This is a genomic window from Bacillus sp. Root131 (genome assembly GCF_001429475.1).
Lineage (GTDB): Bacteria > Bacillota > Bacilli > Bacillales > Bacillaceae_G > Bacillus_A > Bacillus_A thuringiensis_S.
Genome location: NZ_LMJQ01000001.1, coordinates 595,057 through 618,178 on the forward strand (window position 1 = coordinate 595,057; position 23,122 = coordinate 618,178).

Consider the following 23,122-nt stretch of genomic DNA (forward strand, 5'->3'; position numbering starts at 1 on the left):
GAAAGTGCATCATTGCCTTTTTACATAAACATAGATACAATTTTAATATAATACATAACTGAGATGATTAAGGAGTGTTATACTTGGCAGAATTATTACAAGGCAAAAATGCTTTAATTACAGGAGCAGGTAGAGGGATTGGTCGCGCTGTCGCAATTGCATTAGCGAAAGAAGGCGTAAATGTAGGCCTATTAGCTCGTTCAGAAGAAAACTTAAAAGCTGTAGCGAAAGAAGTAGAAGCAGAAGGCGTAAAAGCTGTTATTGCAACTGCTGATGTTTCTTCATACGAAGAAGTGACTACTGCGATTGAAACGTTAAAAAATGGTTTAGGATCTATCGATATTTTAATTAATAACGCTGGTATTTCTAAGTTTGGTAAGTTTTTAGAACTAGACGTTGCTGATTGGGAAAAAATCATTCAAGTAAACTTAATGGGTGTATACTATGCAACTCGTGCTGCTTTACCGAGCATGATTGAACAACAATCTGGTGATATCATTAACATTTCATCTACAGCAGGACAAAAAGGTGCACCTGTAACAAGTGCATATAGTGCTTCTAAATTTGGTGTTCTTGGTTTAACTGAATCGTTAGCGATGGAAGTTCGTAAGCATAACATTCGTGTAACAGCTTTAACACCAAGTACAGTAGCAACTGATATGGCTGTAGATTTAGGATTAACTGATGGAAACCCTGATAAAGTAATGCAAGCAGAAGATATTGCAGAATTTATCGTAGCGCAGCTAAAATTAAATAAACGTACATTTATTAAATCTGCTGGGCTTTGGTCTACTAATCCATAGGAATTAAATTTAACTTTAAAAGAAGGGATATCTATTCTGTAAGGGGGAGATGTCCCTTCTTTATTTTTTGTATTTGAGACAGAATTTTCGGTATAATTAAAAGTGAATGGTAGAAAGCGTTGGGAAATTGAAAGGGATGGTATTTACATGAGTACAATTGAGAAATGGACGGCTGTTGATCAATATATGAGTGATGTATTAATACCGAAAGATTCTACATTAGAAAGGGTCCTTCAAGCGAATGCTGCAGCTAATTTACCGGCACATGATGTATCGCCAACGCAAGGGAAGTTTTTACAACTATTAGTACAAATTCAAGGAGCTCGAAACATTTTGGAAATTGGTACTCCAGGCGGATATAGCACGATATGGATTGCAAGGGGCTTACCATCTGGAGGCCAAGTTGTTACATTGGAAGCAAATGAAAAACATGCAGAAATTGCACGTAGCAATATTGAACGTGCTAATTTGAATGATAAAATTGAAATACGAACAGGATTAGCGTTAGATTCTTTACAACAAATAGAAAATGAGAAGCATGAACCTTTTGATTTTATCCCGCATTAACGGGCAGTAAGACTCCCACCCCAAAGGTCGGCTGGAGCAAAGAAGTTAGGTGGGAGATCAACTGCCCGTTAATGCCCGATTGGTTCAACTAATAATCAGTGGGGATGAACCCCCCACTGATTAAAGTTTCACTTTATTTTCATAGATGCTGATAAACAAAATAATCCGACTTATTTTTGAATGGGCACTGAAACTATCACGCCCTGGTACCGTAATTATTGGAGATAATGTAGTACGTGAAGGAGAAGTTATTAATGATACTAGTAACGATCCTCGTGTACAAGGGATACGTCGTTTCTATGAATTAATAGCTGCAGAGCCACGTGTTAGTGCTACAGCGCTTCAAACTGTCGGAAGTAAGGGATACGATGGATTTGTAATGGCAATCGTAAAAGAATGATGTAAGGAGACAGGTGGAATGAAAAAGATGTTTGAAAAATTATAACATGTATCGTGTATAACGAGATTAGCTCGTGGCCCTCCAGTATAGCACTATATTATATATTAAAAAATTGGAGGTTGTGAGTAGATGAGAACTGAAAAAGAAATGTTAGACGTAATTATAAATACAGCAATAGAGGATGAAAGAATTCGAGCAGTTATCATGAATGGATCGCGTGTAAATCCAAATGTGAAAAGAGATTGTTTTCAAGACTATGATATTATGTATGTTGTAAATGATATACAATCTTTTACGTCTAATCATAATTGGGTTCATAGATTTGGAGAAATAATGATAGTACAAATGCCAGAAGAAATGTCGTTAGTTCAACCAGATGAAGATGGAAAGTTTCCGTATTTAATGCAGTTCATGGATGGGAATCGGATTGATTTAACGCTAGTTCCAGTTGAGTTAATAAAAAAGTTCGTTGGACAAGATAGTTTAAGTAAACTGCTTCTTGATAAAGATAATTGTCTGGAAGAATTCCCACCAGCAAGTGATAAAGATTACTTAGTAAAAAAGCCTACAGAAAAAGAGTTTTTAGATTGTTGTAATGAATTTTGGTGGTGTAGTACGAATATCGCAAAAGGGTTATGGCGAGAGGAACTTTCTTATGCAAAAGGAATGCTTGAAGGACCAGTGCGAGATATGTTCATCGTAATGCTAGAATGGTATATTGGTATGAAAACAGACTTTACAGTTAATACAGGGAAGTTTGGAAAGCATTTCGAGCAATATATTGAAGAAGATATGTGGGAGCAATTTAAAAGGACATTTTCTAATGCAGAATATGAAAATATATGGGAGTCATTCTTTGTTATGGGTGATTTATTTAGAGAAGTGGCGAACGAAATTGCTAACACATATGAATATCAATATCCGCAAGATGATGATAAAGTGACGAACTATTTAAAACATGTGAAAGCTTTGCCAAAAGATAGTACATCAATTTATTAATAATATAAAGCAGTAAGACTGTCCTAATTAAGGACAGTCTTATTTTTGTTTATGAATAACAATTTCTCTAACAAAGTGCAGATGAATCACATATGAAAATTTAGGGAGGTTTTTTATCATGTATTATTTTTATTCGCCAGAAATGTTTGCTCCATATCAATGGGGACTAGAACGAGATGTTTCGTATGCTTATATGCCATATAACTCACTTTATTATGGAGAATATATAAGCGCATTGCCATACGCATATATCCCTCAAAGCTATGAAGTACAAATGAAAGTAGATGATCGTGGATCGTGGACACCATTTTCATGGGTTGAAAAATATGCGTACGCATTTTCAGGACCGTATAATAAAGCGGAAGTAGCTCTTACATTTGATGATGGACCAGATTCAGAATTCACGCCAAAAATATTAGATAAGTTAAAACAACATAATGTAAAAGCTACTTTTTTCTTACTTGGTGAAAACGCAGAAAAATTTCCGAACGTAGTAAAGCGTATTGCAAATGAAGGGCATGTAATTGGTAATCATACGTATAGTCATCCAAATTTAGCGAAAGTAAATGAGGATGAGTACCGTAATCAAATTATAAAAACAGAAGAAATATTAAATCGTTTAGCTGGTTATGCACCAAAGTTTATACGTCCGCCATACGGTGAAATACTTGAAAATCAATTGAAGTGGGCGACAGAGCAAAATTTTATGATTGTACAGTGGAGTGTTGATACAGTTGATTGGAAAGGTGTAAGCGCTGATACGATTACAAATAATGTATTAGGGAATTCATTTCCAGGAAGTGTCATCCTTCAGCATTCAACACCGGGTGGGCATCTACAAGGATCTGTAGATGCACTAGACAAAATCATTCCGCAGTTAAAAACGAAAGGGGCACGTTTTGTAACACTTCCGAGTATGTTCCAGACATCAAAAGAAAGAAATTGAATGCGTTATAAATTGGAAAAAAAGGGGTCGTGTCGTATAATGAGGGTGTAAGTTAGGGGGGGTATAATTGATCTATGCATTAGTAAACGTAGGAATAAGCATATTGATCGGTGTTATATTTATACTTGCTGCAATTATCCTTCAAAAAAATCCACCAACGGATATTAACGCAGCATATGGTTATCGTACGAAACGATCCATGAAAAATAAGGAATTATGGGATGCGGGTAATAGGTATAGTGCAGAAGTGATGAAGCAAAACGGATTCATCATGATGTTAATTGGAAGTATTATTAGTATACTGTTTAGATATCCACATACAACAGCAGTGATTATGGCGGTCATGGTATTGTTAATCATTCACTTATTTAGGCGAGTAGAGAAGAGATTAAAGACAATTGAACAATGATGATAAGGAAAATAGGACTCTCAGTCAACGATAGATAGGAGTCCTATTATATTTACAAACTATTATTTTTTAGTAGTTCTTTTCCTTGTTCAACAACAAATTCATAGTATGCAAGATCATACGGATAAATATCTTCAAATGTTATCGTAATCGGTTTATTGTTTAGGACTGAAATCGTCGTTAAAGATGAAATCTCTCCTTTTAATAGTTGTAGAAAAGGAGTTGTATGTACTTTCATCACATCGTCTACTTCTTCACCTGGTGCGAATGGAAGTGGATTGTTGACATTGTGAAAATACATATGACAAAATTCACGATCAGTAAGATTTGAAATTTCATAATCTATTTTAAAGATGCCTTTGTATATTAAATCAGTAGTTTGAAAGGAAAGCCCCAATTCTTCTTCGATTTCACGAAGGCCACCAATTTGTACATCTTCATCATGCATAATATGTCCAGCTGAAGTAATATCCCATATACATGGAGCTTCTTTTTTATTTTTAGAGCGTAATTGGAAATATAAGAACATATCTTCATTATCTTTTTCTACAAACCAACAATGAAATGTTTCGTGCCAATCACCGTCACGATGCACTTCGTCACGTAATTTCTTCCCAAGTGTATTTCTTTCAGGATCAAATATTGTTAACCACTCTGTCATTTTAATTCCCCTTTCCTCAAATTTTATTATACAATATTTGTATTTAATTTTGGGAAAATAAAGAAAAAGGAGTGGTTATAAGTGGAGATAGAGCGTATGGAAATAAAATCGATTATTTCAACAGAGGAAGAGTTACGGAAAATATTGGGGCAACCAAGTGAGCGAGCATTGAAAAAAGTTATTTCATCATTAGACCACCATTGCATAGATTTTCTTTCTAAATCTCCTTTTCTAGTATTATCTACTGCAAATAAGTTGGGGGAGTGTGACGCCTCGCCGAGAGGAGACGCACCTGGATTTGTTTACATATTAAATAATAGTAAAATTATTATTCCGGAAAGACCAGGAAACCGCCGTATAGACTCCATTTTGAATATTATTTCCAATCCAAGTATAGGATTAATCTTTTTTATTCCAGGTCTTGGGGAGACACTCAGAATAAATGGCCGAGCGTATATTACAAACGACGAAGAAGTTTTGAAAGAAATGCAGGCGAATGGACGTAATCCATTGCTTGGAATTGTTGTTGAAATAGAAGAGTGTTATATTCATTGTGCAAAAGCTTTTATTCGTTCTAAGATGTGGGATCCAGAATCTTGGTTAAATAAAAAAGAGTTACCTTCAGCAGCAAAAATGTTACTGGAGCATGCGAAAGTGAATACTTCAGAAGAAGATGTTGCACGTTCTTTAGAAGAAAGTTATACAAAAAGATTGTATTAAAAATTTTATTGATATAGTTTTGTGGAGCGGATATGTACGGGTTTTAGAATGGGGAATTTATATACGAACCGTTGATTTACAAACTGGAGAAATAACAAAATAGATAAATTGAGTGGCAGTTGCATAATGCTATTGTAAAATATAATAAAAAAAGTTCTTGAAAATAGTTAGTAAAAATAGGCTTGCTTTTTAAAAAGTTGATAACTATAATAAGTTAACAAATAGACATGAACGAAAAAGTAACGATAAGGACATGGAATCATTTTTACGGTTTACAGAGAGGGAAGCCAAGGGTGTGAGCTTCCTAACACGAGAAATGATTTTACCACCTTTGAACTTCAATAGTGAACGAGTCTGAACTTGAGCAATCTAGGGAGAAATACGCCTAGGTTGGAACAAGGGTGGAACCACGAAAACACATTCGTCCCTTTCCTAGGGATGAGTGTGTTTTTTTATAGTTTTTGAGACCGAAAATTTAAAATAATTGAAAAATATTGTTGATTTTGCTTTTTATGCGAGTATAATGAGTTAACAAATAAACATGAACGAAAAAGTAACGATAAGGACACGGAATCATTTTTACGGTTTACAGAGAGGGAAGCCAAGGGTGTGAGCTTCCTAACACGAGAAATGATTTTACCACCTTTGAACTTCAATAGTGAACGAGTNNNNGGAATCATTTTTACGGTTTACAGAGAGGGAAGCCAAGGGTGTGAGCTTCCTAACACGAGAAATGATTTTACCACCTTTGAACTTCAATAGTGAACGAGTAATCTAGTAATTATTGACGGAATCAGCCGTTATCTGAACTTGAGCAATCTAGGGAGAAATACGCCTAGGTTGGAACAAGGGTGGAACCACGAAAACACATTCGTCCCTTTCCTAGGGATGAGTGTGTTTTTTNCTGAACTTGAGCAATCTAGGGAGAAATACGCCTAGGTTGGAACAAGGGTGGAACCACGAAAACACATTCGTCCCTTTCCTAGGGATGAGTGTGTTTTTTATTACTTTGAAGGGAGGTGCGGTAACATGAAACTATTTATACGTATGGAAATAACCACCACCTGCATAATTAAAAAGCAGAGCAAGGTGATTGATAGAGATAAATAATAAAATTGTAGGAGGAGATTAGAAGATGAATAACGTTATAAATGTTGGGGTATTAGGTTTAGGTACGGTCGGAAGTGGTGTTGTTCATATTTTGAAAGAACATTATAAAAAAATCGCTCTTGATACAGGATACGAAGTGAAAGCGAAAACAGTCGTTGTACGTGATTTAGAAAAAGAACGCGATGTTTGTATTGATGAAATTGCAGTAACAAGCCATGTAGATGAAGTTCTAAATGATTCGAATATTGATATTGTAGTAGAGGTAATGGGTGGAATTGAAGAAGCAAAACAGCATATTGTTAAGGCTTTACGAAATAAGAAACATGTCGTAACAGCAAATAAAGATTTAATGGCTGTATACGGTGCAGAGCTTCTCAAATTAGCGAACGAAAATGATTGTGATCTATGTTATGAAGCAAGTGTAGCGGGTGGTATTCCAGTGTTAAGAGGATTAACTGACGGGCTAGCATCAGATCAAATTGAAAAAATAATGGGAATTGTAAATGGTACAACAAATTATATGTTAACAAAAATGAGTCAAAATGGGTGGTCTTATGAAGAGGCTTTACAGGAAGCGCAAAAATTAGGTTTTGCAGAATCGGATCCGACAGCAGATGTAGATGGACTAGATGCGGCGAGAAAGGTAGCAATTCTTGCAAACTTAGGTTTTTCGATGAATGTTTCATTAGATGATGTGCAAGTAAGAGGGATTCGAAAGGTCGAAAAAGAAGATTTACAAATGGCTGAAAAGTTAGGATTTACTATGAAGTTAATTGGTAAGGCAGAAAAACAAGGGCCAGCCATTCATTTAAGTGTAGAACCGACGCTTTTACCGAGACGGCATCCATTATCGAATGTAAATAATGAATTTAATGCAGTATATGTTCATGGTCAAGCGGTAGGAGAAGTAATGTTTTACGGACCTGGAGCTGGAAAGTTGCCAACTGGTTCTGCCGTAGTAAGTGATATTATTTCCATCGTTAAAAATATGAATCAAGTTCCGAAAAATAAAAGTGCATTAAAAGAACCAGTTCCTTATGAATTACAAGGTGATGAAGAAGTAGTTTCGAAATATTTCTTGCGTATTTCATTACGAGATGAGCCTGGGATGTTGCAAAAAATAACAGAATGTTTCGTTAATTACTCTGTAAGTTTAAAAGAAGTTATTCAATTACCTTTAAACCGTGAACTGGCAGAAGTTGTTGTTGTGACACATCGAACTTCCAAGTATCAATTCGAACGAGTTTTAGGAGCGATAGAAGCTGTCGCAAGTGAAATAAACAGTTACTACATTATTGAGGAGGAAAAACAATATGTATAAAGGACTATTAAAACAGTATGCTTCTTATTTACCGGTGAATGAAAAAACACCTGATGTGAGCTTAATGGAAGGAAACACACCTCTTATTCCGTTATTAAATATATCAAAGCAATTAGGGGTTCAGCTATATGGTAAGTACGAAGGAGCGAATCCGACAGGTTCTTTTAAAGATCGTGGTATGGTGATGGCAGTTGCTAAGGCGAAAGAAGAAGGTTCAGAAGCAATCATTTGTGCATCAACAGGTAATACATCAGCATCAGCTGCAGCATATGCGGCACGTCTTGGGATGAAATGTATAATCGTCATACCTGAAGGAAAGATTGCACATGGGAAATTAGCGCAAGCGGTCGCTTATGGAGCTGAAATTATTTCAATAGAAGGGAATTTCGATGATGCACTTAAGGCTGTAAGAAATATTGCTGCAGAAGAGCCGATTACGTTAGTAAACTCAGTAAATCCTTATCGAATTGAGGGGCAAAAAACGGCAGCATTTGAAATTTGTGACCAATTGCAAAATGCACCAGATGTTCTAGCTATCCCTGTTGGGAACGCAGGAAATATTACAGCATATTGGAAAGGTTTCTGTGAATATGAGAAAGAAAAAGGTTATAAGAAGCCAAGAATTCATGGCTTTGAAGCGGAAGGAGCAGCTGCAATTGTAAAAGGGCATGTAATTGAAGAGCCTGAAACAATTGCAACAGCGATTCGAATCGGTAACCCGGCAAGTTGGTCATACGCAGTAGAGGCTGCTGAGCAGTCTCACGGTGAAATAGATATGGTATCAGATGAAGAAATTTTACATGCGTATAGGTTATTGGCAAAAACTGAAGGAGTTTTCGCTGAACCGGGATCAAATGCTTCATTAGCCGGCGTAATTAAACATGTTGAATCTGGAAAAATCAAAAAGGGAGAAACAGTTGTTGCAGTATTAACTGGAAATGGTTTGAAGGATCCTGATATCGCTATTTCTTCAAATCAACTAGACATCGCAAGTGTGTCAAATGATATAGAACAAATTAAAGATCATATTAAAGGGGTGATTATGTCGTGATACCATTTAGCGTTCGTGTCCCTGCTAGTACGGCGAATGTTGGTCCTGGATTTGATTCAGTTGGAATAGCTTTGTCATTGTATTTAGATGTGGTGGTTAAAGAAAAAGCTGATAAATGGCAAGTAATCCATTCCTTTGAAGAATCAATTCCGACAGACGATAAAAATTTAATCGTTAGCACGGCATGTAAAGTATGTCCTTCTATATCACCCCATATAATAGAAGTTACTAGCAATATCCCATTAACGAGAGGGCTAGGAAGTAGTGCATCAGCGATTGTAGCTGGGATAGAGCTTGCGAATCAACTAGGTGATTTGAACTTAACTGCTGATCAAAAAGTTCAAATTGCTACAAATTTTGAAGGACATCCTGATAATGTTGCTGCTTCTATATTAGGTGGAACTGTAATCGGAGCACTTGATGGAAAGGATATTTCCGTCGTAAGAATTGAGAGCAAGGAATTAGGGGTAATTTCTCTTATTCCGAATGAAGAATTAAATACAGATGAAAGTCGATCTGTATTACCAAAGATGTTTCCGTTTCATGAGGCAGTTAAAGCTAGTGCGATAAGTAACGTATTAGTAGCTGCATTATGTCAAAAGCGGTGGGAAGTTGTAGGTGAAATGATGGAGAGAGACCATTTTCACGAGCCATATCGTTTAGAACTCGTACCGTTATTACCATCTATTCGTAAATGCGCAAAAGAATTTGGTGCGTACGGCACAGCACTTAGCGGTGCGGGACCATCTATTTTTATATTAACGCCATATGAGAAACGTCAAGAAATCGCTGAGCAATTAGCGAGAGTATTTACAGATATGAAAGTATGTGAGCTTGAAATCGACCATAAAGGTATTATTGTAAATAAGGAAGAGCATATTGGATTATAAAGAAAGCTGGCATGGCTAGCTTTCTTTACGTTGCAAACCTATTTTAAATTGGGTTTTTTCGGAAAAAAATATAAAACAAATGTTGATTTTGAATAATGTAAGTAAAGAGTGCATTCATTTTGGAGGTGATTAAATGAATAAAGAGTCACCAGAAGAAAAAAGAGAGCGTATGAGACAAAGTGAATTAAAAAGTAATCCTACGGGTTCTTTACATGACGGACTCAATAGAGCGGAAACAGGTAGTTCAGTTGATATAGCAGGTGGTATGAATTGGAAAGGTACAGGGATAATCATTTTAGTACTACTTTTAGGATACATTGTATACACTTATTTTTTCAGTTAAAGAATGCTTGTTAAAATTTTGATTTGTTTAGTTTCATAATTGTTGAGAAAAAATGCAGTTACTGTATTACATATCTTCTAAGCGAATTATAGTTGTTCATATCAACTTTTAATACTCCAAATAGAGCTAGCAAAATGCTAGCTCTATTATTTTTTGCCACATTTCTGTAACAAACCACCTGTATATTCATTGGTGGAGGTGCAGAGGATGAAAAAAATGATAGCGATATGTCTTCTAACAACTATGCCATTTTCGACTTTAGTCGGTTGTGACGTAAAAGGTAGTAATGCTGTACAAGAGTCTAAAATAAAGAAAGCGACGTATAAAGATTTTACTTATGATGTAAATCCAGAAACATTCACAGTAACTGTAGAACATGAGGGTGTAAAGGAACAGGCATCACAACCCCTACCGAAAATGAAGGTATCGAATGTAAAAAAAGAAAAGGATCGTACATCGTGGGAATATCCAGATCAAAAAGTAAAAATAAAATTAGAAAAGAAAAAAGACCACTTAAACATTGAAGTGGAATCGACTGGTGCAGAAAGTTTTACATGGCCGAAAGTAGAAGCTGAAAATTATACACTTCCGTTATGGGAGGGTAAGCAAATTCCGAGCAATGATGAGAATTGGAAGAAGTTTTTAAAGGATGATGCATATTCATTTGCTGAATCATTTTCTATGAAGTTTTTCGCATTAAATGGTTCGAAATATTCAATTGTATATATTGCAAACAATATGTTTAATAATGAATTGAAATTTCATTCGGATCCGAAAATAGGATTTGATTTTACACATGAATTTCCGAGCATAAATAAAAATAAAACATATGGATTTCAATTATATGTGACAAATAATGATGCGGTAAGCATTGCTAAACTGTATAAGGATGATATTGTTCGAAAAGGTGAATTTAAAACATTACAAGAAAAGGCTAGAAAAAATAAAGAAATCGAAAAGTTATATGGAGCGGCGCATTTTTATTTTTGGAATCAAAATGGTTTATCAGAAAGTAATATAAATTGGCCAAAACTAAGAGAGCAAATAAATAGCCCGCTGTTTAGCCATATAAAAGAACTTATTCAAAAGAACAGTTCAGAGCCTGGGGAACTGAATGTATTAGATCAAGTAAGTAAACAAGATTTCATTGATAAGTATCAAAAAAATGTTATTTTACGTTATATAAACGAAGTATTATCTATGAAGGAATTTTATAAAGAGGATATTTTTCAAAACGTTGATCAGGAAGCTAGTGTGCTATTAAAGAAAGGTGTAGGTCACTTAACGAATACAGAATTGTATAGCTTAAATAAGCATTCATTAAAGTCGCTACTTGGTGATGCGGTTGAAGAGGTAAGTAAATGGGGTAATGCAGATGGAACGGATATACTAAAGGAAATGAAAGAGGCAGGAATAGAAAAAGCGTGGATTGGTCTGCCGAACTGGGAACAAGGATTTATGCAACCTAATTTCGTGACAAAAGCTAAGGAAATGGGGTATTTAGTTGGTCCGTATGATTCTTATCATTCCATTCACGAAAAAAGTGATAAAAATTGGAACACAGCATCCTTTAATGACCCGTCATTATATGAAGAGGCTACTGTAACGAAGAAAAACGGAGAAAAGGTGCAAGGCTTTTTAGGAAGAGGTCGCAAGTTAAATCCGACTTTATCGCTGCCTAGTGTAAAGGAACGCATGAATGATATATTACAAAATGGTCCTAAATATAATTCATGGTTTATTGATTGTGATGCGACAGGTGAAATTTACGATGACTATTCAGCGAAACATATAACGACGCAAGAGCAAGATTTAAAAGCACGTTTAAAACGAATGGACTACATTGCGCAAGAAAAGGGTATGGTCGTTGGTTCTGAAGGCGGAAATGATTTTGCTAGTGGTACGATTGCATTTGCACATGGAATTGAAACACCTGTTATTAAATGGGACGATGAAGATATGCGGAAAAATAAAACAAGTCCGTATTATGTCGGTGGATATTGGTCACCAAATCAAAATGTGCCTGAAAAATATGCAAAACAAGTACCATTGAAAGAAGAATATAAACAAGTATATTTAAACCCAGTATATTCGGTACCATTATATAAATTAGTATACAATGATTCCGTTATTACAACGCATCATTGGGAATGGGGAAGTTTAAAGGTAAAAGATGAAGTTGGAAATCGAATGCTGTCTGAATTATTGTATAATGTTCCTCCGTTGTACCATTTAGATGAAGTAGAGTGGAATAAGCATAAAAAAGAAATTACAGAGCATCTAAAAGTTTGGAATGAAGTTCATGAAAAAGCAGTAAAAGAAGAGATGACGAATTTTGCGTATTTGTCAGAAGATAAGCTAGTACAATCTGTTTCTTATGGAAAAGATATTAAAATCATTGTGAACTTCTCAAATGAAGACATGGAAGTAGAAAAAACGAAAATAAAAGCAAAGTCGGCTTACATTGATAATCAGGGGAAGAAAAGCGTGTATACGCCGTTTGAGAAATAATAACGTCAAATATACTGTATTCATAGAGATTTTATAATTAGCTGGATTCTTTATTCATATCGTTTGTTAAGAAAAAGACATCCTAATTTAAAATGAAAGAGTTAATAAATTTGTAAATTCATATGTTGCGAAGTGCTAAATTTTTGAAATTGGTAAATAGTGACTTGCCAAAAATAAGTACGAGAGTATAATGTGAAATGGAATACGTATTGGGTTTAAGTAGTAACCTTACAAAATTGTAAGGTTAGTGAAAGGAAATTCAATATGAAGATAAATAGACTTACATTATACTTGGTAAAGAGAAAGAGAGGCGAATGGGTATGAGCTCTGAATTAGAACAAAATACGAGAAGTAATAAAAAGCGTTCTAAAAGAAAGTCAATAAAATGGTTCATATTAATTCCATTTTTCCTACTTATTTTTGGAGGAGTAGGATATGGTTCGTTTATATATAATAAAGCAAAAGCAGTTGTAAATGATGCATATGCAAAAATTGAAAAGTCATCAAAGCGTGATAAAGAAGTTGAACCTTTAAAGGATAATATTTCAATATTAATCATGGGTGTAGATGGAAGTGAAATGAGAAAAAGCCAATATGGCGAAGCAGTTCGAACAGATGCACTTTTATTAGCAACAATTAATAAAGATGATAAGTCTGTTAAGCTAGTAAGTATTCCACGTGATTCACGTGTTTATATTCCAACTAGAAAAAAATTAGATAAAATTACTCATGCTCACGTATTTGGTGGCGTAGAAAGCACACGCGATACAGTGGAAAGATTTTTAAATGTCCCTGTTGATTATTATGTGAAGTTTAACTTTGAATCATTCGTACAAATTGTCGATTCAATTGGTGGTATTGATATTGATGTACCAGTTACTTTCACTGAACAAGATAGTAAAGACCAAGCTGGTATGATCCATTTAGAAAAAGGTTACCAACATTTAAATGGAGAACAAGCACTTGCACTTGCAAGAACGCGTAAAATTGATAGTGACGCAATGCGTGGACAGAGACAGCAACTTGTAATAGAAGCAATTGCCAAAAAAGCGATGTCTGTTCAATCAATTAGCAAAATGGGCTCTTTACTAGATGCGGTTGATAAAAACATGAAAACGAACTTAACATTTGACGATATGCTTGCCATTACAAAAAATATGGCAGGAACTAATTTGGAAATGGAAAAAATGCAAATAGAAGGTACAGATAAACGTATCGGTGGTATTTATTATTACATTCCAAATGAAAAAAATATAAAAGATATTTCAAAAAAATTAAATGATCATTTAGGTGTAACGCCAAAATCAGTTCGAAACGAATAATAAAAAAAGATTGGCTTTTGCCAATCTTTTTTTTGAAGTGGATTAGCAACTTTTTAATAACGTTTTTTTGTTCTAGAAAAATTATACTAAAATCATTTTAATTTATATAAACAAAAGGTGTAATTATACGATATACTAGAGGGGACTATTTGGAAATTAGCTCCTAAAGTTGAAGGAAAGGAAATTCAATTTATCACTATTTATAGAACAATTGAATTGGTGGAAATTGAAACAGGTTAAAGAAAGACTGTTCAAAATGCAATTACATATTCATACACATTGAAGCGATTAAGGTGAAAGATGAAGAGATAGTAATTGCGAAAGATCATTTATCATATATTGACCAGCTATTTTGCCAGATTAATAATTATGTAATAGGTGAAAATATGGTTTAGCTATCGTCAAAAAATGGTGGATCTTCATGGAGATACGTTGAGTCTTATAAGCACATGGAACAATACTTTTGATAAAACTCCCAGTATAATACAAAAAAATCTGTTTACATGGTGAAATAAAAATAAATAGATGTATAATTATATTGGGCGATTTATATATAAGATTAATAGGGAGAGGAATTCGATAGAATGGAAAAAGCTTTAAAAATTAAACAAATAGTAGTCGTTTTAATAGCGATTGCCGCAGTAGCTATTGGGTATTACATGTTCCAATCAATTACTTCACCAGCAAAAGCTGTTGCAAAACAAGAAAATGTAGTGCAGCTTGCAAGTGAACAGCCGAAAGTTGAAATGAATAAAACGGCACCAAGTCGTTTTAATGGAAAAGAAAGAAAAGTTGCTTATCTTACATTTGACGATGGGCCAGGGAAATATACGGCTGAATTATTAAATACGCTAAAACAACATGATGCGAAGGCGACGTTCTTTTTAATTGGAGCGAATGTAAAAGAATTTCCTGATTTAGTGAAACGTGAAAATGCTGAGGGTCATTATGTAGGCATGCATAGTATGACACATAATTTCGCAAAGTTATATAAAAATGGCGAGTATGTAAATGAAATGAAAGAAGATCAAGGTTTAATCGCTAATATTATTGGGAAATCACCTAAATTAACACGTCCTCCATATGGTTCGATGCCTGGATTGAATGAAGGTCTTCGAAATAAAGTGGTAGAAGGCGGATTTAAAGTATGGGATTGGACAATTGATTCATTAGATTGGAAATACAATAAAATGCCAGTTGATGCAGCTGCAGCACAAATTGCTCAAAATGTCTTAACAAACGCAACAAAACCACAAGAAGTAATTTTAATGCATGATATTCACCCGCAATCAGTTGCTGCTGTGCCAGCAATTTTAAAGGGGCTAAAAGAAAAGGGTTATGAGTTTGAAGCTTATCATGAAGAGAGTCACTTTCCAGTGAACTTCTGGCATGATAACCGTATGTAATGGAGGAATGAACGTTGAAGTATGGAAAAGTAGCAGTAGTTGGAGCATTATCAGTAGGGCTTTTAACAGGTTGTTTCGGTGAAAAGCCAGAAGAAAATCTATATACAGCTTTTGAAACAGCAGCAACACAAGAAAAATCTTTAGTGGATGAAGCAAAAAAATTAGAGCAGTTAGAGAAACAAGGGCAAGAATTATATGCTCAAATTTTGCAAGAAGGTAAAGATCATAATGAAGCAGTTGTGAAGAAAATAGAGCAAGCTACTGCAAATGTAGATGACCGTGAAAAAGTATTGAAAAGTGAAAAAGAAATGCTAGAAAAAGCACAGAAGGAAACGAAATCTGTTCAAAGTAATATAGAGAAAATTGAAGATAAGAAGTTACAAAAACAAGCAAAAGCAGTAGAAGAGTCGTATAAAAATCGTTATGATGCATTCAAAAAGATGAATGAAAATTACACGAAAGTATTAGCGACTGAAAAAGAACTGTATGAAAAATTAAAAGTAAAAGAAACGAAATTAAAAGAAATCGGTGAAAAAGTTAAAACTGTTAATGAATTAAATGTGGAAGCACAAAAATCGAAAGAGCAGTTTAACAAATTTACAAAAGAGTATAATGACAGTAAATTAGCATTCTACAAAGATGCAGAGATTAAGATTAAAGATCAGAAATAAAGAAGAATCTTAAGCATAATAAAAAGCCGGAGAAACATCGTTACAAATGTTTTTTCGGTTTTTTATGTTGAATGAATAGAAAAGACTGGAATTGATATCATAAAAGAGTTATAGTGAATTATTCCAAGGGAAATATTGTAAAGTAAGGAGAATGGAAATATGTCATATGAATTTTTACTCAAATTAGGTTTAGCACTCTTTTTAGGATTATTCATCGGGATAGATAGGCAGCTAAAGAATAAACCGCTTGGTGTGAAAACAAGTATGGTTATTTCTGTAGCAAGTTGTTTAATTACGATGGTTTCAATTGAAGCCGTACATGTATATTCTGTTCCAGGGCATACAAATATGGATCCAATGCGTCTAGCTGCTCAAATTGTGAGTGGGATTGGTTTTCTTGGGGCAGGTGTTATTTTACGAAGAAGTAATGATGTTATTTCTGGATTAACGACAGCTTCTATGGTGTGGGCTGCTTCAGCTTTAGGTATAGCAATTGGGGCAGGCTTTTATTTACAAGCGACGGTTGCTATGATTTTAATTATTTTAGCAATTAACGTACTTCCACAACTTGTGAAAATTGCAGGTCCGTATTCATTACGACAAAAGGATTTATCTATAAAAATTACTGTAAAAGAGCATCATGAGTTAGATGGTATATTTAAGCAAATTAAAAATTTAGGTATGCATGTGAAACGAGTGAAAATTAAAGATATAGATAGTGGAGCATTTCAGCAATTGGAAATGGTTATTTTAGCTCCAGAAGATTTATATACAACAGAGTTATATAGCTCCCTGAAAGAGATTGATCGTGTTGTTTCAGTGGAAGTGGAAAGTAGATAATTATGATAAAAAAGAGTGAAGTGCATTCGCTCTTTTTTTATTTGGATTTTTAAGGAAATAAATTGATATAATGATGAATAACAAGGGGGAGAAATGATGGAAATACATATTAGAAGAGCTATAAAAGATGATATACGAGGTATAGCAAAGGTGCATGTTGATAGCTGGAAAACAACGTATAAAGGTATATTTGCTGACGAATTTTTAGAAAATATAACATATGAGCAACGAGAAAAACAATGGGAAAACATTTTTCAACAAGAAGATACATGCCAATATAGATTTGTAGCAGAGACGTTAAATGGAACGATAGTCGGATTTATTGATGGGGGAGTTGAAAGAAGCGGTGCATATAATTGTGATGGGGAATTATATGCAATCTATCTTTTACAACAGTATCAAGGATTGAAAATAGGCCAAAAGTTATTTCAAGCGTTACTATCAGAATGTGTAAAGAATGATATGCAATCTCTTTTAGTTTGGGTCGTTACGAATAATCCTTCTAAAAAGTTTTATGAAAAATTCAACCCTGAAAAAATTGATACGAAATTTTTAGAGAGAGTAAAGGTAGAAGAAACAGCGTATTGTTGGAGAGATTTGAATTTGTTACAAAAACAAACAGCTATATAGATTGATGCATATAATAGTATTATGTAAACATATCATAGGGAAAGGTATACCTCATTTGGTGTACCTTTTTATTAATCCATCAAAAAATGGATTAATAAAAGTAGGTAATTAGTTTGAAAACAAGAATTTTTCTAGTGTACTTTTAACTAGATTAAAGAAAAGAAAGAAAAAAAGAAAAATTTTATTTGATAAAAAAATTCTGAAATATACTCTTGAATTGAATATCATTATCAATTAGAATCATAATTGATAACGACATTCAATTATCGTTTATTATATAAAATTTCGATAGCTTTAATATAAAGAGGAGGACCAACATGCAGCATGCGAAACAAATCGCAGAACATGCAACATTACAAAGCTTTTTAAACTGTTATTTAAGAGAAACAGGGAGTGGAGAATGGATTACAGAGGATGAAAGAATGAAGAGTATCTTCAGTAATACGTTGAATAGAGATACAGTCCCCACATATTTATGTTGTCGGCTATCGGCACAGAACGTTACTTTGTATGGAGAAGTTATATATAAATCATCAACAGATCGCCATTTGTTTGGAGAAAAATTTTATTATCAAATTGGAGATAGTAATTCTGTTATTAAAGCAGATTACGTTACAGTTATTACATTTTTAATAAAAGAGATGTCTATCAACTACGGAGAAGGAACGAATCCTGCGGAACTTATGCTTCGAGTCATTCGTAGTTGTCAAAATATTGAGGAATTTATAAAAGAGAGAATAGAAGATACATCCGCATTATACGGTTTCCATACAACTTTTATAGAAGCGGAGCAGTCTTTATTATTTGGGCATTTAACTCATCCTACACCAAAGAGTAGACAGGGGATATTGGATTGGAAAAGTGAAATGTATTCTCCAGAATTAAAAGGAGAATGCCAGCTTCATTATTTTCGGGCACATAAAAGTATAGTAAATGAAAAATCATTATTATCAGCTTCTACAACAACGATTATAAAAGAAGAATTAAGTAATGATGAGATGGTTAGTAAGGAATTTATAGCGAAGTACTGTAAGGAAGATCAATATGCATTAATTCCAATTCATCCGCTTCAGGCAGAATGGCTCTTGCATCAAGCTTACGTACAGGATTGGATAGTTCAAGAATTGCTTGAGTATATTGGACCTGTAGGTAAGTATTTTATGGCAACATCATCACTAAGGACGCTGTATCATCCCGATTCGAAGTATATGCTTAAGTTTTCATTTCCGGTGAAAGTAACGAATTCAATGCGTATTAATAAACTGAAAGAACTTGAGAGTGGTCTTGAAGGGAAGGAAATGTTAAATACGGCTATTGGTGAAGTACGAGAAAGATTTCCAGGCTTTGATTTTATTTGTGATCCAGCCTATATTACATTAAATTATGGAACACAAGAATCTGGATTTGAAGTGATTATTCGCGAGAACCCTTTTTATAGTGAACATGCAAACGACGCAACATTAATTGCTGGGCTAGTTCAAGATGCTATACCTGGGGAGCGTACGCGGTTATCGAATATTATTCATCGCCTAGCAGATTTAGAAAGTAAAAGCTGTGAAGAAGTAAGCTTAGAGTGGTTTAGAAGATATATGAATATTTCTTTAAAGCCAATGGTATGGATGTATTTACAGTATGGTGTTGCATTAGAAGCTCATCAGCAAAATAGCGTTGTTCAGCTAAAAGATGGTTATCCGGTCAAATATTATTTCCGTGATAATCAAGGATTTTATTTCTGTAATTCAATGAAAGAGATGCTTAATAATGAATTAGCTGGTATTGGAGAACGTACTGGAAATTTATATGACGACTATATTGTGGATGAGAGATTTCGTTACTACTTAATTTTCAATCATATGTTTGGCCTCATTAATGGTTTTGGCACAGCAGGATTAATTAAGGAGGAAATTCTTCTCTCGGAATTAAGGTCTGTACTTGAATCATTCCTTCCGTATAACCGGGAACCTTCAACATTTTTAAGAGAATTATTGGACGAAGATAAGTTAGCGTGTAAAGCAAATTTACTAACGAGATTTTTCGATGTCGATGAGTTAAGTAATCCATTAGAGCAAGCAATTTATGTGCAAGTACATAATCCGCTCGTTAGAGAAGTGGCTGTTCGTTCATAAATAGCGTTAAAATTTCACGTAATACAAATAATGGTATTTTGTCATAAGGTGGAGGGTTTTATGAGAGTGGACATGTATCATACGAAAGTATTGAAGGCGCTCGAATCAGAAGATTACATTTCAGTACGAAGAAGAGTGCTACGTCAATTAGTAGAATCGTTAATTTATGAGGGGATTATTACACCGGTTCGCATAGAAAAAGAAGAACAAATTCTTTTTATAATACAAGGACTTGATGAAGAAGACAAAAGTGTCACGTACAAATGCTATGGCAGGGAACGGATGACATTTGGACGTATTTCTTTAGACTCATTAATAGTAAGAGTCCAAGATGAACAGCAAGAAATACAATCTGTCTCGCAATTTCTAGAAGAAGTTTTTCGAGTTGCTAGTGTAGAACAAGCCAAATTAGATTCTTTTATGCACGAATTAGAACAAACAATATTTAAAGACACGATTGCACAATATGAAAGAAATAATAAGAAAGAATACAATCAAAAATCTTACGATGAGTTTGAAAGCCATTTAATAGACGGCCATCCATATCACCCTAGTTATAAAGCTCGTATTGGATTTCAGTATCGTGACAATTTTCAATATGGATATGAATTTATGCAGCCAATAAAACTCATATGGATTGCAGCGCATAAAAAATACTCCAGTGTAGGGTATGAGAATGAAGTAATTTATGACGAAATTTTAATAGAGGAGATTGGTGAGCGTAAGTTAGAAGAGTTTATGGAGCGAATTTGTAATCGGGGATGTAATCCAAAACAGTACGTGTTTATACCTGTTCATCCTTGGCAGTGGGAGAATTTCATCATTTCAAATTATGCGGATCATATACAGGGTAAATTTATTATTTATTTAGGAACATCAGAGGATGAGTATTGCGCACAACAGTCAATGAGAACGGTAAGAAATATTACGAATCCAAAGAAACCGTACGTTAAATTATCGATGAATTTACTCAACACTTCAACACTCCGTACGTTGAAACCGTATTCTGTTGTGAGTGCACCAGCAATATCAAATTGGTTAAGTGATGTTGTAAGTAATGACGCCTATTTAAGCGATGAAGCACGTTTAATCTTGTTAAAGGAGTTTTCCAGTGTAACGTATGACACAAATAAGAAAGCTATATATGGTTCATTAGGATGTATTTGGCGCGAAAGCGTTCACAAGTATTTAGATGCACAAGAGGACGCAATTCCTTTTAATGGTTTATACGCTAAAGAGAAAGATGGTACACCAATTATTGATGCATGGTTGAACAAATATGGAATGAAGGATTGGCTACAATTACTTATTCAAAAAGCGATAATACCAGTTATACATCTTGTTGTAGAGCATGGCATCGCACTGGAATCACATGGACAAAATATGATTCTAGTCCATAAAGAAGGGGTGCCTGTTCGTATTGCGTTAAAGGATTTTCATGAAGGGCTTGAGTTTTATCGTCCATATTTGAAAGAAGTTGATAAATGTCCCGACTTTACTAAAATGCATAGAACATATGCGAATGGAAAAATGAATGATTTCTTTGAAATGGATCGCATCGAATGTTTGCAAGAGATGGTATTAGATGCACTTTTCCTGTTTAATTTAGGAGAATTAGCGTTCGTACTTGCGGATGAATATGGATTGAAAGAAGAACGTTTTTGGATAATGGTTGTTGAAGAAATTGAAAATCATTTAAGAATATATCCACATTTGAAAGGTAGATTTGAAAATATTCAATTATATGCACCTACATTCTATGCTGAACAATTAACGAAACGTCGATTATATATGGATGTGGAATCGCTTGTTCATGAAGTTCCAAATCCATTGTATAGAGTAAGACAACTTATGAAACAAAAATCAGTTGTTACAGGGGGAAATTATGCTAATCGTTAATAAACAAGAGTATAGCAAAAGTGATTTTGAATTGAGATTACAAGTTTATGCGGAAATGGAACAATTTCAAAAAGCAGAAGGAAATAGATTTGCACTTTGTCTGAAAGATCCATTCGATATTATTACGCTTGTGTTTTTCTTAAAAGAAAAGAAATCATCAGTATTACTTATACATGAAGATACGCCAAAAGAAACAGCTATTGAAATGGCAAAGCGTGCAAATTGTGTAGGAATTTTATATGGAGAATATGGGGATTTTACAAAATTAGAAGTAGGGAACTTTTTACTAGAAGAGCCTTCTTTATTGCAATATAGTTCTGGAACTACAGGGGAACCGAAATTGATTCGTAGAGCATGGACAGAAGTTGATACGGAAATTACCGCTTATAATGAAGCTTTAAACTGTGGAGTAGATGAAGTGCCAATCGTTATGGCTCCTGTTTCACATTCATACGGACTAATATGTGGTACGTTATCAGCAATTAAGAGGGGGAGCAAGCCTGTAATCATTACGAACAAAAATCCTAAATTCGCATTAAATATAGTTCGTAATACAGAAAAACATATCATATATGCAGTGCCACTTATGTTACACATTATGGGGAGTTTTCCATTAGGAACGTTTCGGTTTCATAAAATTATGACATCCGGATCGCCTTTGCCAGAAGCACTATTTTATAAACTAAAAGAAATGACAACATTTATGATGCAGCAATATGGTTGTTCTGAAGCAGGTTGTATTAGTATATGTCATGATATGACAAGCCATTTAGATTTAGGGAACCCTCTACCTCATGCGAGTATAAGCATAGGTTCAGATGAAAATGCACCGGAAGAAATCGTCGTGAAAATGAACGATAAGGAAATTTTCACGAAAGATTTAGGGTATAAATCTGAGCGCGGCCTTCATTTTATGGGGCGTATGGATGATGTAATTAACGTTTCAGGATTAAAAGTCTTTCCTATAGAGGTAGAAGAAACAATGCTTCGATTGGAAGGTGTTCAAGAGGCAATTGTATATCGAGGGAAACATCCTGTGATGGGCGAAATAGTTAAAGCGAAAGTGATCTCTCATGTTGATCCAGTGCAAATAAGAGGATGGTGTATTCAGCACTTACCTTCTTATAAAGTTCCGCATGAAATTGAAAGTGTAAATGAAATTCCTAAAAATAAAACGGGAAAAGTAAGTAGAAAGTTACTAGAGATGGGAGAGGTTACAACATGAGACGGGAAGCGTTAAAGAATGCCGTGTTAAAAATTATGATAGAAAAAATGGAACTGAAAAATGTAACGCATTTAGAAGAAACGATGCGCTTAAATCAAGATTTATATATAGATTCGGTAATGATGTTACAGCTTATTGTATACATAGAAATGGATTTAAAGCTATGCGTTCCAGAGGATGAGGTAGATCCAAAAGCATTTCTTACTGTAGGATCTTTGCTTGATTTTATGGAGGAGTTACAGCCGTTACAGGAAGTAAATGTGAATAACTAA

The 23,122-nt window shown here is 34.4% G+C and carries 20 protein-coding genes and 2 pseudogenes; 21 read left to right on the forward strand and 1 reads right to left on the reverse strand.

Annotation, left to right across the window (positions count from 1 at the left end; translation table 11 throughout):
- The first annotated feature begins 83 nt into the window (after positions 1-83).
- From ASE54_RS03025 to ASE54_RS03045, 6 genes and pseudogenes are all read left to right on the forward strand, one after another.
- Entirely contained in the window at positions 84-803 is a 720-nt protein-coding gene (locus tag ASE54_RS03025; RefSeq protein ID WP_000818985.1) for a 3-ketoacyl-ACP reductase, read from the forward strand.
- A 147-nt stretch (positions 804-950) separates the two neighbouring features.
- Positions 951-1,361 (forward strand): annotated as a pseudogene (locus ASE54_RS33520) (class I SAM-dependent methyltransferase); the annotation flags it as partial.
- Positions 1,362-1,502: 141 nt separating this feature from the next.
- A pseudogene (locus ASE54_RS33525) lies at positions 1,503-1,770 on the forward strand (O-methyltransferase); the annotation flags it as partial.
- Positions 1,771-1,899: 129 nt separating this feature from the next.
- Complete coding sequence (locus tag ASE54_RS03035; protein ID WP_001258546.1) at positions 1,900-2,769, forward strand: aminoglycoside 6-adenylyltransferase; 870 nt, start codon at positions 1,900-1,902, stop codon at positions 2,767-2,769.
- Between the two features lie 118 nt (positions 2,770-2,887).
- Positions 2,888-3,715, forward strand: coding sequence for a peptidoglycan-N-acetylglucosamine deacetylase (locus tag ASE54_RS03040; protein ID WP_000291206.1), 828 nt, complete (start codon positions 2,888-2,890; stop codon positions 3,713-3,715).
- Between the two features lie 70 nt (positions 3,716-3,785).
- The gene (locus ASE54_RS03045; protein WP_025989011.1) at positions 3,786-4,124 is read left to right on the forward strand and encodes an SdpI family protein; all 339 of its coding nucleotides are present in this window, start codon (positions 3,786-3,788) and stop codon (positions 4,122-4,124) included.
- Between the two features lie 52 nt (positions 4,125-4,176).
- Here the strand turns inward: ASE54_RS03045 and ASE54_RS03050 are convergent, their stop codons facing one another.
- Positions 4,177-4,785 (reverse strand): NUDIX domain-containing protein, encoded by a 609-nt coding sequence (locus ASE54_RS03050; protein ID WP_000141355.1) that lies wholly within the window; start codon positions 4,783-4,785, stop codon positions 4,177-4,179.
- A gap of 81 nt (positions 4,786-4,866) precedes the next feature.
- On the opposite strand from ASE54_RS03050, the gene ASE54_RS03055 reads away from it, so the two are divergent.
- The 15 genes from ASE54_RS03055 to asbD all read left to right on the forward strand — a co-directional run bounded on the left by ASE54_RS03055 (position 4,867) and on the right by asbD (position 23,122).
- Positions 4,867-5,505 carry a pyridoxamine 5'-phosphate oxidase family protein gene (locus ASE54_RS03055; protein ID WP_000402140.1) on the forward strand — a complete coding sequence of 213 codons (639 nt, stop codon included), beginning with the start codon at positions 4,867-4,869 and terminating at the stop codon, positions 5,503-5,505.
- 1,135 nt (positions 5,506-6,640) lie between these two features.
- Complete coding sequence (locus ASE54_RS03060; protein WP_001066893.1) at positions 6,641-7,936, forward strand: homoserine dehydrogenase; 1,296 nt, start codon at positions 6,641-6,643, stop codon at positions 7,934-7,936.
- Entirely contained in the window at positions 7,929-8,987 is a 1,059-nt protein-coding gene (gene thrC, locus ASE54_RS03065) for a threonine synthase (protein ID WP_000276427.1), read from the forward strand. Before ASE54_RS03060 ends, thrC begins: the two co-directional genes overlap by 8 nt.
- On the forward strand, positions 8,984-9,877 hold the full coding sequence (gene thrB, locus ASE54_RS03070) for a homoserine kinase (protein ID WP_000612099.1): 894 nt from the start codon (positions 8,984-8,986) through the stop codon (positions 9,875-9,877). The genes thrC and thrB overlap by 4 nt, the downstream gene beginning before the upstream one ends.
- Positions 9,878-10,010: 133 nt before the next feature.
- Positions 10,011-10,220: a DUF6366 family protein gene (locus ASE54_RS03075; protein ID WP_001031480.1), complete on the forward strand. Its 210-nt coding sequence runs from the start codon at positions 10,011-10,013 to the stop codon at positions 10,218-10,220.
- 207 nt (positions 10,221-10,427) lie between these two features.
- Positions 10,428-12,731 carry a glycoside hydrolase gene (locus ASE54_RS03080; RefSeq protein WP_000738099.1) on the forward strand — a complete coding sequence of 768 codons (2,304 nt, stop codon included), beginning with the start codon at positions 10,428-10,430 and terminating at the stop codon, positions 12,729-12,731.
- Positions 12,732-13,051: 320 nt separating this feature from the next.
- On the forward strand, positions 13,052-14,053 hold the full coding sequence (locus ASE54_RS03085; protein WP_002083270.1) for an LCP family protein: 1,002 nt from the start codon (positions 13,052-13,054) through the stop codon (positions 14,051-14,053).
- A gap of 584 nt (positions 14,054-14,637) precedes the next feature.
- Positions 14,638-15,459 carry a peptidoglycan-N-acetylglucosamine deacetylase gene (locus ASE54_RS03090; RefSeq protein WP_000409482.1) on the forward strand — a complete coding sequence of 274 codons (822 nt, stop codon included), beginning with the start codon at positions 14,638-14,640 and terminating at the stop codon, positions 15,457-15,459.
- Positions 15,460-15,473: 14 nt separating this feature from the next.
- A complete protein-coding gene (locus tag ASE54_RS03095; RefSeq protein ID WP_000873563.1) occupies positions 15,474-16,130 on the forward strand; it encodes a YkyA family protein in 657 nt (218 codons plus the stop codon).
- Between the two features lie 159 nt (positions 16,131-16,289).
- Positions 16,290-16,970, forward strand: coding sequence for an MgtC/SapB family protein (locus tag ASE54_RS03100; protein ID WP_000119503.1), 681 nt, complete (start codon positions 16,290-16,292; stop codon positions 16,968-16,970).
- A gap of 96 nt (positions 16,971-17,066) precedes the next feature.
- On the forward strand, positions 17,067-17,600 hold the full coding sequence (locus ASE54_RS03105) for a GNAT family N-acetyltransferase (RefSeq protein WP_000402427.1): 534 nt from the start codon (positions 17,067-17,069) through the stop codon (positions 17,598-17,600).
- 317 nt (positions 17,601-17,917) lie between these two features.
- Entirely contained in the window at positions 17,918-19,726 is a 1,809-nt protein-coding gene (locus ASE54_RS03110) for an IucA/IucC family protein (RefSeq protein WP_001163341.1), read from the forward strand.
- 60 nt (positions 19,727-19,786) lie between these two features.
- On the forward strand, positions 19,787-21,625 hold the full coding sequence (locus ASE54_RS03115) for an IucA/IucC family protein (protein WP_001261817.1): 1,839 nt from the start codon (positions 19,787-19,789) through the stop codon (positions 21,623-21,625).
- A complete protein-coding gene (locus tag ASE54_RS03120) occupies positions 21,612-22,850 on the forward strand; it encodes an AMP-binding protein (RefSeq protein WP_000909566.1) in 1,239 nt (412 codons plus the stop codon). Before ASE54_RS03115 ends, ASE54_RS03120 begins: the two co-directional genes overlap by 14 nt.
- Positions 22,847-23,122 (forward strand): petrobactin biosynthesis protein AsbD, encoded by a 276-nt coding sequence (asbD, locus tag ASE54_RS03125; RefSeq protein WP_001250559.1) that lies wholly within the window; start codon positions 22,847-22,849, stop codon positions 23,120-23,122. Before ASE54_RS03120 ends, asbD begins: the two co-directional genes overlap by 4 nt.